This window comes from Saccharopolyspora erythraea NRRL 2338 (genome assembly GCF_000062885.1).
In the GTDB taxonomy this organism is placed as follows: Bacteria; Actinomycetota; Actinomycetes; order Mycobacteriales; family Pseudonocardiaceae; genus Saccharopolyspora_D; species Saccharopolyspora_D erythraea.
In genome coordinates, this window is the sequence record NC_009142.1 from 1884278 (window position 1) to 1896413 (window position 12136).

Here is a 12136-nt window from a genome sequence, read left to right on the forward strand (position 1 = left end):
ACCCGGCAGCGCCCGGTCACCCGGTGATGCGGTGGGCGGCGAGCCTGCCGGAGATCAGCACCGGCGGCACGCCGACGCCCGGCGTGGTGCCCGAACCGGCCAGCACCACGTTGTCCAGCCCCCGAACCAGGTTGCGCGGCCGGAACGGGCCGGTCTGGGCGAAGGTGTGCGCGGCGGAGAACGGCGTGCCCGCGGCGTGCCCCTGCGCCGCCCAGTCCAGCGGGGTGACCAGCCGCCGCACCTCGACCGAGTCGGCGAACCCGGTGAAACCGCGGCGCTCGAGGACCGCGAAAAGTTCGTCGGTGTAGGCGGGGCCGATCCGCTCCCAGTCGATCCGGCCGGCGGCGAGGTTGGGGCACGGCGCGAGCACGTAGTGCAGTTCGCGGCCCGGCGGTGCCAGCGACGCGTCGGTCGCGGTGGGCCGCGTGACCAGCAGCGACGGGTCCGACATCAGCGTGCCGTCGCGGATGATCTCGGTGAACGTGCGGTCCCACGCCGCGCCGAAGGAGATGGTGTGGTGGGCGGTTCCGGGCCAGCTGCGGGTCGTGCCGGCGTGCAGGACCAGCGCCGACGGCGACCAGCGCAGCCGCCGGCGCGGGGCTGCGCCCAGCAGGCGGTAGGTGACCGGCAGGTCCGGGGTCATGACCACGGCGTCGGCGCTGATCCGCTCCCCGGCCGCGGTGGTCGCGGCGGTGATCCGGTCGCCGCGGCGTTCCAGGCCGGTGATCTCGGTGTCGTACCGGAAGTCCGCACCGACCTCGCGCGCGGCGTCGGCCATGGCCGCGGGCACGGCGTGCATCCCGCCGCGCGGGAACCACACGCCGTTGACGGTGTCCATGTAGGAGATGACCGAGTACAGCGCCAACGCGCGGCGGGGGTCCAGGCCGGCGTAGAGCGCCTGGAACGAGAACACCCGCCGCAGGCGCTCGTCGTGCAGGTACCGGCCGATGGCCGGGCCGAGCCTGCCGAACCCGCCGAGCGCGGTCAGCCGCGCCAGCTCCGGCGACACCAGGTCCAGCGGCGAGTCGAAGTTCGCGTCGATGAACCGCCGCATCTCGGCCCGGTACACCTCGGTCAGCCAGCGCCGCAGCCGCCGGTACCCGGCCGCCTCCGCCGCGCCCGCGAAGCGGCGGACCTCCGCCTCCATCGCCTCCGCGTCGGTGTGCACGTCCAGCGCCGACCCGTCGGCGAACCGGGCCCGGTACGCGGGCCGCAGCGGCACCAGGTCGAGGCGTTCGCGCAGCGACGAGCCGACCGCGGCCAGGGCGTCGTCGACCAGGTCGGGCATCGTCAGCACGGTCGGGCCGGTGTCGATCCGGTAGCCGTCGACGCGCAGCGTCCCCGCCCGGCCGCCGGGGGTGGACTCGCGCTCGACCACGGTCACCCGGCGTCCGGCGCCGGCCAGGTACAGCGCCGCCGACAGTCCCGCCAGCCCCGCCCCGACCACCAGGACGTGGTCCACGGGACCGCTGACGCGCCGCATCAGCGGTTCCGGTCGGTGACCGCCACGGCCAGCTCCGCCAGCCGCGACGCGGCGGGCTCGGCCAGCCCGGCGCCGTGCAGCGCGGCCATCGCGGTGCCGGTGAGCTCGGTGATGCGGCGTTCGACGGCGTCGACCGCGCCCAGCCGCCGAAGGGCCTCCCTGCTCTGCTCGACGCGCTTCTCGTCCAGGTTCTCGTCGCCCAGCACACCGCGCAGCAGGTCGAGGGCGTCCTGGTCGCCCTGACCCTGGGCGCTTTCCAGGGCTTCGGCGATCAACAGGGTCCGCTTGCCCTCGCGCAGGTCGTCGCCCGCGGGCTTGCCGGTGACCTCGGGGTCGCCGAACACGCCGAGCAGGTCGTCGCGGAGCTGGAATGCGACGCCGATGTCGCTGCCGAAGCGCCGCAGAGCCTCCAGCGCCGTCTCGTCGGCACCCGCGAGCTCCGCGCCGAGCTCCAGCGGGCGCTGAACGGTGTAGGAGGCCGACTTCAGCTCGTCGATGCGCAGCGCGGCCTGCGGCGTCTCGTCACCGCGCACCGGACCCAGCAGGTCCAGGTACTGGCCGGCGAGGACCTCGGTGCGCATCGCCCGCCACGGGCGCAGGCCGCGCGCCATGGCCTCCGGCGGCAGGCCGGAGGCGTGCAGCATGTCGTCGGCCCACGCCAGGGCCAGGTCGCCGAGCAGGATCGCGGCGGCCATGCCGAACTGCCGGTCCTCGCCGTTCCAGCGCTGGTGCCGGTGCAGCGCGGCGAACGCCTGGTGCACGGTCGGGTTGCCGCGGCGGGTGTCGGAGTCGTCGATCAGGTCGTCGTGGACCAGGGCGCACGCCTGCAGCAGCTCCAGCGAGCTCGCGGCGCGCAGCATCGCCTGCGCCTGGGGACCGTCGGCCGCACCGCCCGCGGCGCGCCACCCCCACCACGCGAAGGTGGGGCGGATGCGCTTGCCGCCGCCCAGGACGAAACGCACGAGCTCGTCCACCGCCGTCGCGAAAGCCGCGTCGAGCTCGCGGCTCTGGGTACGGCGGGTCCGCAGGTAGTCGGCCAGGGTCTCCTGCACCCGACCGGGCAGATCTGCTTCCACGACGGCGTCCTCGGCGGTGGCTTGCTCACGGGCCAAATGCGGTACAGGCACCTCACCATCCTCTTCGATGGCGGGTGCGGCATCCCGTCCACCCTGCTCGTGTGCGGGCTGTGACCAGCGCGAACCCGGAGCGTAGCGACGCTCGGCGGCGAGCTCCGGCCGGCTGCTGCCCTGGCCGTGGCGGGGACCACGACTCCAGCGGCAGCGCTCGTGCCGCTTACGCTTTCCCCATGACGGCGGTGGTGGACCGGCTGGCAGGCGGGCGCACGGGGTTCTCGGTGGAGTTCTTCCCGCCGCGCGACGACGAGGAGGAGCGCATCCTCTGGCGCGCGGTGCGCGAGCTCGAACCGCTGGACCCGGCGTTCGTGTCGGTGACCTACGGCGCGGGCGGCTCCAGCCGCGACCGCACGATCCGCACCACCGGCCGGATCGCCCAGGAGACCACCCTGACGCCGGTCGCGCACCTGACCGCCGTGAACCACTCGGTGGCCGAGCTGCGCAACGTCATCGGCTGGTACGCCGCCGTCGGCGTGTGCAACGTGCTGGCCATCCGCGGTGACCCGCCGGGCGACCCCAACGGCGAGTGGGTGACGCACCCGGAGGGCCTGACCTACGCCGAGGAGCTGGTGCGGCTGGTGCGCGAGCTGGGCGACTTCTGCGTCGGCGTCGCGGCCTTCCCGCACGGACACCCGCGCTCGACCTGCCTCGACACCGATGTCGAGCACCTGGTGCGCAAGATCCAGACCGGGGCCGAGTTCGCCGTCGCGCAGCTCTTCCTGGAGCCGGAGCACTTCCTGCGGCTGCGCGACCGCATGTCGGAGCGGGGCTGCGACGTGCCGCTGCTGCCGGGCATCATGCCGATCACCACGCCGCGTGTTCTGCGCAAGTTCGGCGAGCTGTCGGGAGCGCCGGTGCCGCCCGCCGTGCTGGAACGCCTCGAGCCGTTGGCCGACGACGCCGCGGCGTTCCGCGCCGAAGGCGTGGTGCTGGCGACGGAGCTGTGCGAACGGCTGATCGCCGAGGGCGTGCCCGCGCTGCACTTCTACACGCTCAACCGCTCGAAGGCCACGCGGGAGGTCGTGTCCAACCTGGGCCTGCTGCCCGCCCGCGCCTGAGCACACGCGCCGCCGGGGAAGCCGCCGAGCGCCCTCCACAATGGGGTGGTGGCGCGAACCAGGAGATGGTGAACGTGTCCCGGCCCGCCGTGATCGCCGACATGGACGGCACGCTGGTCGACGTGAGCGGCATCCGCCACCACGTCACCGGACCGGAACGCGACTTCGCCGCCTTCCACGCCGCCTCGATCGACTGCCCGCCCAACCCCGGCGTCGTCGCCGAGGTGCGCGAACACGCCGCGCTCGGTCGCGACGTCGTCGTGGTCACCAGCCGCTCCCGCCGGTGGGAGCGGCTGACCTCGATGTGGCTGGCGCTGCACGACGTGCCGACGGACGCCCTGTTCATGCGCCGCGACGGCGACTACCGGCCCGACGTCGAGGTCAAGCGCGACATCCTGGCGGGCATCCGGCGCCGCTGGGACGTCCGGCACGCGATCGACGACAACCCCGCCGTGATCGCGCTGTGGCGGGAGGCGGCGATTCCCGTCTCCGTCGTCCCGGGCTGGCCCGGCTGACCTGGGCGCGCTGCGGCTATCGGAACGCCATCGGGAATGCGCTCCTGGCCGGCGCCGTTGTGGATCTCGGTGGCTCGGCCCGGCGTCCGTCCTCCTCTCCAAGGGACACCGGGCCGTCCGGCCGGGTCGCAGGGCTCTTCCCCCAAGCGCCGCGACCCGGCCACCTCGGACCTCTCCTACGCGGAGTGCTGGGCGAGGATCTCGCGGTGCAGGTCGAGCAGTCGCGGAACGTCCGCGCGATCCGCCCTGGCCATGCCGCATTCGGTGCAGATGCCCCAGGGCCCGCTGCCGCCCGGCAGGTACCGGTCGACCAGTGCGACCTGCGCCTCGGTCGTCCCCGCAGCCTGCTCCTCGGGGTGGTACGGCACGAGGGCGAAGAAAAGCTCGGTCCCAGGCCCGGTCCGCAGGTCGGCGAGAGGCGCGAAGTACGCCTCGTCCGCCCGGTACTGCGGCACGGTGAACGACAGCCAGTCCAGCGGCCGGCGGGCGCGGCGGACGACGGCGTTGGCGAGCCGCACCTGCGTGGCGAGCGATTCCGGCTCGACCATGTGCTCGTGCCCGGCGTCGCCGTAGCAGAGATGCACTCCGGCGTGCACGTCGCCGGGCACGCGGTCGACGAGGCCGGCGAGCTGCCCGGAATGCTCGTCGAGGGTCTCCGGAGCAAGGTCGGCGGTGACGGTCTCCACCGCCGCGTCCCACTGCACGGCCAGGTCTCGGTGCGGCACCGCGGCCAGGATCCGGTCGAGGTCGGCGAGCAACGCGCGCTCATAGGACGGGGTGATACGCGGCCTGTCCGCCGGGTGGAAGAGTTGGCTCACCGCCTGCGGTGTCGGGTACTCGACCTGGAACCGCACGTCCGCCGGCACGACGCCCTCGGCGCGCAGCTCGCGGAACGTCGCGTACGAAGCCCGGTACTCGGACGCGTAGCCGATCTCCGGCCACGCGATCCGGTCGGGGTCGGTCGCGTCGGAGACGCGCAGTGTCGGACCGCCTCCGTACGGGCCCTCCGCGCCGGGCTCGCCCGCGACGAGCTCGAGACCGGGTGTGGCCTCCAGCCGCGGCCGCTGGTAGCCGATCCACTGCGCGCGTTCACCGGTCTCCCCGTCGGGTAGCCTGCGCAATCCGCGTGGCACCCGTTCGGCGAGCGTGCGAAGGACGGTCGTGGTGTCGGGCAGGTTCACCCCACCGTTGAAGTGGACTGCGACAGGTGGCATCGGTACCTCGAATCCGAGTCGTGGGAACAGTCCGCCTCCGCCGGAGCGCGATGAGGCGGCTCGACCCACTGTTCCGGCGGAAGTGGCCAGGTTCTGGCCGCTTCCCGGGGCAGGATCGGGGAATGCCAGAGACCTCCGCGCGGCTGCTGCTCCTGCTGTCCCTCCTCCAGGCCCGGCGCGAGTGGCCGACCGACGAGCTCGCGGCGCGGCTGGAGGTCAGCCGCCGGACCGTGCGCAGGGACGTCGACCGCCTGCGCGATCTCGGCTACCCCGTGCACGTCACCAGGGGACCGGGCGCCGCCTACCGGCTGGACGCCGGGTCGCGGCTGCCGCCGCTGCTGTTCGACGACGAGCAGGCCGTAGCCGTCGCGGTCGCGCTGCGGACCGCGCCGACCACGGTCTCCGGCATCGACGAGGCGGCCGCGCGGGCGCTGGCGACCATCCGGCAGGTGATGCCCGCGCGGCTGCGGCACGCGATCGACGCGATGCGGGTGACCCCGCTGGCCAACCCGTGGGAGCTGGCCGCCCCGCGGGTGGACTCCGGATTGCTGCTCTCGCTGGGCACGGCGGTGCGCGGCGGTGAGGTGCTGGCGTTCGACTACCTCGACCACTCCGGACCCGGCGAGGAGCGGCAGCCGTCGAGACGGGTCGAACCGCACCACCTCGTCATCTGGAGCGGCCGCTGGTACCTGGTCGGATGGGATCAGGGACTCCCCGGCTGGGCCGCCTTCCGGGTCGACCGCGTCTCCGCACCCACCGCGACCGGACGCCGGTTCGCCCGCCGGGAACTGCCGGGTGGCGACGTAGCAGCCTTCGTGACCAGCCAGTTCGACCGCGGTGACGTGCCCGGCCACTGGCCGTGCCGCGGTGAGGTCGTGCTGGACGCACCGGCGGAGGTCGTCGCCCGCTGGGCACCGGGCGGTCCCGTCGTCGAGGCACTCGGACCGGACCGCTGCCGCCTCGTCCTCGGCGCGTGGTCGTGGATCGGTCTCGCCGCGCTGGTCGGCACCTTCGCCGCCGACATCGAGGTGATCGGCCCGCCCGAGCTCGTCGCCGCGTGCGCCGAGCTGTCCCACCGGTACGCCGCCGCGGCTGGCTTTCCGGCCCCGCAAGGCGGCTGACCCCGGCGTCCGCCGGCGTGCCTCGACCGGTCCGCCGTGGCCCTACCGGCTCGTTCTGCGCTCGTCGTTGGGCCGGTGCGCCCGTTCGTGCGACTGCTGCGCGAGCACGCCGACCAGGACCGCGGCCCCCAGCGCCACGCCGCCGATCAGCAGCGCCCACGTCAGCCACGCCTGGTCCTGGTCACCGGAGTACTGGTAGGTCGCCGACAGCTCGTTGAGCTCGCCCGCCTCCGGGTGCCAGGTGACCATGCCCGCGGTCTCCTGCCCGTTGGTGTTGGTGATCTCGCCCGGCGCGCTGAGCTCGACGGTGAACGCCGAGTCGGTGCCCGACAGCGGCGTCAGGTCCACCGCCCCGTCCAGGATCACCAGCGAACCGCTGCGCTTGAGCTGCAGCCGGTAGCGGGAGTCCGACGGGTTGAGCGCCTTGGCCAGCCGGTCGAGCTCCTCGAACGTCAGGCCCTGGAACGACAGGTGCGAACCCACCCGCCCGTCCGCCGAGTACGGCTCCACGCTGACCCTGTCGGCCAGGTCGGGCGGTGGCTCGAGCCGGAACGGCACCTGGCCGTCCGGGGTCTGGGTCGAGACGAGGAGTTCACCCGACACGAGGTCCTCGTTGTCGATGCTCAGGGACGCCCTGGCGTGCAGGCACCCGCTGAGCAGCACCGCGCTCAGCCCGATCACCAGCAGCAGCGCCGCGCGCATCCGGAGGCCGGCCGCGCGGACGGTTCTTCCCCGCACATCACCGATCTTCCCATCCCCGGCGGGTTTCCGCCGTGCGTGCGGAATCCGGCTGGCGCAGCGGGATAGCGTTTCCGGCATGGGATCGAACCACAACGGTGTGCACGAGATCAGCGACCGGTTCGTCGACGAGCTGGCCGCGCTCGACCCGATCGCCGGAACCTACCTGGGGATTCCGGGCGGGGACGACAAGCTGACCGACTACTCGCCGCAGGGCCACCAGGCCCGCGCCGAGCTGGCCCAGCGGTGCCTGGCGGAGGTCTCCGCCGCGACACCGGCCGACGAGGGGGAGCGCATCGCGCAGGCGGTGTTCGCCGAGCGCGTCGGCCTCGACCTGGAGCTGCACGACGTCGGTGCGGACATGGCGGCGCTGAACGTGATCGCCAGCCCCGTGCAGGACCTGCGCCAGGTCTTCGACCTGATGCCGACCTCGACCGCGGAGGACTGGCGCACCATCGCCAAGCGGCTGGCCGCGATGCCGGGTGCGGTCGACGGGCTGCGCGCGGGGCTGAGCGAGGCGGCGGCGCGGGGCAACGTCGCGGCCGCCCGCCAGGTCAACAAGGTCGCCGAGCAGTGCGAGACCTGGTCCGGGCGGGACGGCGAGTCGTTCTTCGCCGCGATGGTCTCCCGCGCCGAGGTGGACCAGGCGCTGCGCGCCGACCTGGACTCGGCGGCCGGTGCCGCGGCCGAGGCGTACGCGGGTCTCGCGCGCTTCCTGCGCACGGAACTGCTCCCGGAGGCGCCGGAGAAGGACGCCGTCGGCGAGGAGCGCTACCGGCTCTGGTCGCGCTACTTCACCGGTGCCCGGCTCGACCTCCGGGAGGCCTACGAGTGGGGCTGGGGCGAGTTCTCGTCCATCGAGGCCGAGATGAAGCAGGTGGCCGACCGCATCAAGCCGGGCGCGACGCTGGCCGAGGCCGCCGCGCTCCTCGACGCCGAACCGCGCTACCAGGTGCGCGGCCGGCGCGAGTTCGAGAACTGGATGCAGCAGCTTTCCGACGAGGCGCTGCGCGAGCTGCGCGGCAAGCACTTCGACATCCCCGACCGGCTGATGACCCTTGAGTGCAAGATCGCGCCGCCCGGTGGCGGTGTCGGCGCCTACTACACCGGTCCGACCGACGATTTCTCCCGCCCGGGCCGGATGTGGTGGTCGGTGCCCGCCGACCGCGAGGAGTTCCCGACCTGGCGCGAGGTCTCGACCGTGTACCACGAAGGGGTGCCCGGCCACCACCTGCAGGTCGCCACGTCGGTGCACGAGTCCGGACGGCTGAACAAGTTCCAGCGGCTGGCGTGCTTCGTCTCCGGGCACGGCGAGGGTTGGGCGCTCTACGCCGAACGGCTGATGCGCGAGCTGGGCTACCTCGACGACGACGGGAACCTGCTCGGCATGCTCAACGACCAGCTCTTCCGGGCCGCCCGGGTGGTCGTCGACATCGGCATGCACCTGGAGCTGGAGATCCCCGCGGGCACCGGCTTCCACGAGGGCGAGCGGTGGACGCCGGAGCTCGGCCTGGAGTTCCTGCTCACCCGCACCATCCAGGACCCGGCGCACGTGCGGGACGAGGTGGACCGCTACCTCGGCTGGCCGGGGCAGGCGCCGTCCTACAAGCTCGGCGAGCGGCTGTGGCTGGCGGCCCGCGAGGACGCCAGGAAGCGCCACGGCGACGCTTTCAGCCTCAAGGACTTCCACCGCGACGCGCTGCGGATGGGAGCCATGGGCCTGGACACCCTGCGCGAGCAGCTCGCCAGGCTCTGACACCGCGCGGTCCGCGCCGGTGGCCGGGGCGGACCGCAGTAGACCGCGGCCGGTGCCGATGCGCCGGTACCGGCCGCGGTGCACAGGGTGCCGCACCGGCTGCGGTGAGTGCGCGGCGTGCGGTGCGGCTGACGTCGCACCGCTGGCCGTGAGTGCGCGGTGCGCCGATGGCGTCGCACCGGCTGCGGTGAATGCGCGGGGTACGGCGCCAGCGGCGGCCGTGAGTGCGCGGCGTACCGCGTCGATGACATTCGCACCGGCCGCGGAGCCGATCGACTTCGGCCCCGTCCGCCGTGCCGGTCCGCCGTGCGGCCGGGTCTCCGTCCGCCCGCTAGCGCGGGTCGAGCGGCAGCGGGCGGCCGAGGACCGCGAACGGGCGCGGGTCGCCCGTGAAGTGGTAGTCGCGCAGCACGTCCTGGAACCCGACCCTGCGGTACAGCCGCCACGCCCGCGTCGGGCCTTCCGGCGTGGACAGCAGCACCTTGCCGCCGGGCGCCCCGTCGAGCAGCCTGCGCAGGACCTCCTCGCCGAGGCCGCCGCCCTGGCTGTCCGGGCGCACGTGCAGCTCGGTCAGCTCGAAGTAGTCGTGCAGCCAGGTCTCGACGGCCTCGTCGTCGTGCTTGGCCAGCAGGCCGCGCCGGACCTGCTCGTGCCACCACTGGCCGCTGTTGCCGAGGTAGCCGTAACCGATGCCGACCAGCTCGTCCCGCTCGTTGAACGCACCGACGCAGCGCCAGCCGGGACGCAGCATGTGCGCCGACCACATCGGGGCGCGCTGCTGCGCGGTCGACGGCGGGTAGCCCATCGCGTTCACGTAGATCTCGATGGCTTCGCCGAGGCGTTGCCGGAGCTGGTCGGCGGAGAGTTCGGCGACCCGGTCGTGGCGGGGGGAGGGCGCGGCTGTCACGCGCCGACACTAAAGGGTCAGGCGCCCTCCGCGTGTGTCCGGGCGGGTGATCACCGCCGATCCCACCACTCGAACAGGTGAGCTACGGCGCAGTGCTTGAGTCGATCCTGGCCACCGGCTAATCTGGACTTGTTCGAACTGAGGTTCGATATCCCCTCCCAGGATGTCGCCATCGCGCGGTTCGGACACCGCCCGGCGGGAGAGTGGGGGAAGCACCCTCCCGCCGGGCACCGCCGGCTTCCCCACGGCAGCGCGCATACACGGACGTGCTCGTCCCGTCGTGCACTCGACCTCGAGGAGAACGCCGATGTCCCTCTCAGCTCACCTGTCGATACCGGCCCCGCGACGCTCCCCGGACGACCACTGGCCGGCACCGGCCCCGGCGGCCCAGGCGCCTGCCGGATCGCTTTCGCTGCTGGTGCAGGCCAGGGCGTGCCTGCTCGAAGCCGAGCGGACGGAGAAGCCCGCCGAGCGCTACATCGCCGCTCACATCGCCGCGCTGCGCGCCGCGACCGCCGTGGTCGTGGCACGTTCCTGGCAGCGGGAGCGCTCCCGCCCGACCAGCGTGTGGCGGCTGCTGACCGACGCCGCACCGGAGTTACGTGACTGGGCCGGTTTCTACGCGGCCAAGTCGGACCGCCGCGCAGCGGCCGAGGCGGGCATCCCGGGCATCACCGCCGGCGATGCCGACGAGCTGCTGCGGCGGTCCGAGGAGTTCCTGGACATCGTCGCGCGAAGTCTTTCGGGGGTGATTCGATGATGGCCTGCGCGATGGTCGATCACGGGCGAATGCTCGACCTGCTCGCGAGCGAGGGACAGCTGCTCACCGCCGCCACCCACGACGCGCACGCGGACCTGCCGGTTTCCGGTGCGTCCGGGCGCACGCTGGGGCAGTCGGTCGGGCACCTGGGCGATCTGTGCGAGGACGCGCTGTCGTGGATGGGCGCGTCGGAGAGCGCGGCGCGCAACTGGGGTCCGCCTCGGCAGGCGGGTCTGCGCGAGCTCACCGGCCGGTTCACCGCGAGGCTGGCCGACCTGCTCGCCGAGTTCGGCACCAGGTCGCCGCAGGAGCGCTGCGCGACGTGGTGGCCGCACGACCACACCGTGGGTTTCTGGCTGCGGCGGATTCTGCACGCGACGACGGTTCACCGGGTCGACGTGCAGACGGCGGCCGGGGTGGAGATGACCCCGATCGACCCCGCCCTCGCGCTGGACGGCATCGACGAGGTGCTGCGGCTGTGGTTCGGCTACCGGCTGCGCGCGCTCGGCATCAGCCCCACCCGGCCCTGCTCGGTCGTCGTCAAGGCCGCGGGCCGGTCGTGGCGGGTGTCGGCGACACCGCAGGACATCGAGGTCTGGTCGCCGACGGACGAGCCGTCAGCGCCCGGTACGGGCGCGGGTCGTCCTGGTGCGGGCCCGGCTGGTGTCCTGGGGGGCTTCGGTGCCAGTGGCCCGGGTGGCTTCGGTGCGAAGGGCTCCGACGGCTGCGGCGGTTCCGTCGACTCCGAGGTGAGCGCGGTGCTCAGCGGCGAGCCCCCGGCGGTCTACCTGTGGCTTTGGGGTCGACTCCCGGATCGTGCGGTGACCGCCGACGGCGACCCGGACGCCATCGCCCAGCTCTGGGGCCTCCTGCGCCTGGCGACCCGTTGAAGGTGCGGGTGCGGCGAGGGGCCGGGGGGAGACCGGGCTGGGCGGCGGATAGCGGACGGCGGCCGGTGGGGCGGGAAGTGCGGTGTGCGGGGCGAATGCCGGCGGCTTGGCGACCTGGCTGGCGGTCGCGCAGGCCAGACGCCCGGGCATGGAACCTGGCTGGGCGGTCACGGCTGGCTAGTGGACGAGGGCTGGCTAGCGGGCATGGACGTGGCTGGGTGGTCACGGCTGGCTAGTGGATCAGGGCTGGCTAGCGGGCATGGACGTGGCTGGGTGGTCACGGACTGGCTAGTGGACGAGGGCTCGCTAGCGGACATGGACCTGACTGGGGGCACGAACTGGCTAGTGGACCGCTGACTAGCGGACATGGGCCTCGCCGGGCGGTCACGGCGGGCGAGCAGGCGGAGTCGTGAGCAGAGGCGCGCGGCTCTGCGGCGCGGCAATCACGGAACGGCGGGGAGCGGAACGGCGGGAACGCGCCTGCCGAAACGATTTCCGCAGCACATGCACCCGGTCCGGCGCTCGCGCATCGACCTCGCTTCGCGCATCCGCTCGGCGCCG

At 73.5% G+C, this 12136-nt stretch carries 11 protein-coding genes; 6 read left to right on the forward strand and 5 right to left on the reverse strand.

Translation table 11 applies throughout. From position 1 onward, the window contains the following. Positions 1–16 precede the first annotated feature (16 nt). Together crtI and SACE_RS08435 are read right to left on the reverse strand one after the other, a co-directional pair. Positions 17–1483 carry a phytoene desaturase family protein gene (gene crtI, locus SACE_RS08430; protein WP_009943825.1) on the reverse strand — a complete coding sequence of 489 codons (1467 nt, stop codon included), beginning with the start codon at positions 1481–1483 and terminating at the stop codon, positions 17–19. Then, positions 1483–2610 carry a polyprenyl synthetase family protein gene (locus tag SACE_RS08435; RefSeq protein ID WP_231849950.1) on the reverse strand — a complete coding sequence of 376 codons (1128 nt, stop codon included), beginning with the start codon at positions 2608–2610 and terminating at the stop codon, positions 1483–1485. Before SACE_RS08435 ends, crtI begins: the two co-directional genes overlap by 1 nt. Positions 2611–2789: 179 nt before the next feature. On the opposite strand from SACE_RS08435, the gene metF reads away from it, so the two are divergent. After that, positions 2790–3674: a methylenetetrahydrofolate reductase [NAD(P)H] gene (gene metF, locus SACE_RS08440; protein ID WP_011873442.1), complete on the forward strand. Its 885-nt coding sequence runs from the start codon at positions 2790–2792 to the stop codon at positions 3672–3674. A 65-nt stretch (positions 3675–3739) separates the two neighbouring features. Beyond that, on the forward strand, positions 3740–4189 hold the full coding sequence (locus SACE_RS08445; RefSeq protein WP_009943822.1) for a phosphatase domain-containing protein: 450 nt from the start codon (positions 3740–3742) through the stop codon (positions 4187–4189). A gap of 176 nt (positions 4190–4365) precedes the next feature. On the opposite strand, the gene SACE_RS08450 is transcribed toward SACE_RS08445, so the two are convergent. Beyond that, entirely contained in the window at positions 4366–5403 is a 1038-nt protein-coding gene (locus tag SACE_RS08450) for a hypothetical protein (protein ID WP_029621438.1), read from the reverse strand. 122 nt (positions 5404–5525) lie between these two features. Here SACE_RS08450 and SACE_RS08455 point away from each other — a divergent pair, with 122 nt between their 5' ends. After that, positions 5526–6524, forward strand: a complete 999-nt coding sequence (locus tag SACE_RS08455) for a helix-turn-helix transcriptional regulator (protein ID WP_009943819.1) — start codon at positions 5526–5528, stop codon at positions 6522–6524. A gap of 42 nt (positions 6525–6566) precedes the next feature. On the opposite strand, the gene SACE_RS08460 is transcribed toward SACE_RS08455, so the two are convergent. Then, positions 6567–7262 (reverse strand): DUF3153 domain-containing protein, encoded by a 696-nt coding sequence (locus SACE_RS08460; RefSeq protein WP_009943817.1) that lies wholly within the window; start codon positions 7260–7262, stop codon positions 6567–6569. A gap of 79 nt (positions 7263–7341) precedes the next feature. Here SACE_RS08460 and SACE_RS08465 point away from each other — a divergent pair, with 79 nt between their 5' ends. Then, positions 7342–9018: a DUF885 domain-containing protein gene (locus SACE_RS08465; protein WP_009943816.1), complete on the forward strand. Its 1677-nt coding sequence runs from the start codon at positions 7342–7344 to the stop codon at positions 9016–9018. Positions 9019–9349: 331 nt separating this feature from the next. Here SACE_RS08465 and SACE_RS08470 read toward each other — a convergent pair whose 3' ends face one another. Next, complete coding sequence (locus tag SACE_RS08470) at positions 9350–9925, reverse strand: GNAT family N-acetyltransferase (protein WP_009943815.1); 576 nt, start codon at positions 9923–9925, stop codon at positions 9350–9352. Between the two features lie 307 nt (positions 9926–10232). Here SACE_RS08470 and SACE_RS08475 point away from each other — a divergent pair, with 307 nt between their 5' ends. Together SACE_RS08475 and SACE_RS39040 are read left to right on the forward strand one after the other, a co-directional pair. Then, positions 10233–10685, forward strand: a complete 453-nt coding sequence (locus SACE_RS08475) for an SAV_6107 family HEPN domain-containing protein (protein ID WP_009943814.1) — start codon at positions 10233–10235, stop codon at positions 10683–10685. After that, on the forward strand, positions 10682–11575 hold the full coding sequence (locus SACE_RS39040) for a maleylpyruvate isomerase N-terminal domain-containing protein (RefSeq protein ID WP_011873446.1): 894 nt from the start codon (positions 10682–10684) through the stop codon (positions 11573–11575). Before SACE_RS08475 ends, SACE_RS39040 begins: the two co-directional genes overlap by 4 nt. The last annotated feature ends 561 nt before the right edge of the window (positions 11576–12136 follow it).

What these genes read in the sequence shown, in the direction of transcription:
- SACE_RS08445 (WP_009943822.1), top strand. Translation starts at nt 3,740, where the DNA reads ATGGTGAACGTGTCCCGGCCCGCCGTGATCGCCGACATGGACGGCACG.
- metF (WP_011873442.1), top strand. Translation starts at nt 2,790, where the DNA reads ATGACGGCGGTGGTGGACCGGCTGGCAGGCGGGCGCACGGGGTTCTCG.
- SACE_RS08475 (WP_009943814.1), top strand. Translation starts at nt 10,233, where the DNA reads ATGTCCCTCTCAGCTCACCTGTCGATACCGGCCCCGCGACGCTCCCCG.
- SACE_RS08455 (WP_009943819.1), top strand. Translation starts at nt 5,526, where the DNA reads ATGCCAGAGACCTCCGCGCGGCTGCTGCTCCTGCTGTCCCTCCTCCAG.
- crtI (WP_009943825.1), bottom strand. Translation starts at nt 1,483, where the DNA reads ATGCGGCGCGTCAGCGGTCCCGTGGACCACGTCCTGGTGGTCGGGGCG.
- SACE_RS08465 (WP_009943816.1), top strand. Translation starts at nt 7,342, where the DNA reads ATGGGATCGAACCACAACGGTGTGCACGAGATCAGCGACCGGTTCGTC.
- SACE_RS08450 (WP_029621438.1), bottom strand. Translation starts at nt 5,403, where the DNA reads ATGCCACCTGTCGCAGTCCACTTCAACGGTGGGGTGAACCTGCCCGAC.
- SACE_RS39040 (WP_011873446.1), top strand. Translation starts at nt 10,682, where the DNA reads ATGATGGCCTGCGCGATGGTCGATCACGGGCGAATGCTCGACCTGCTC.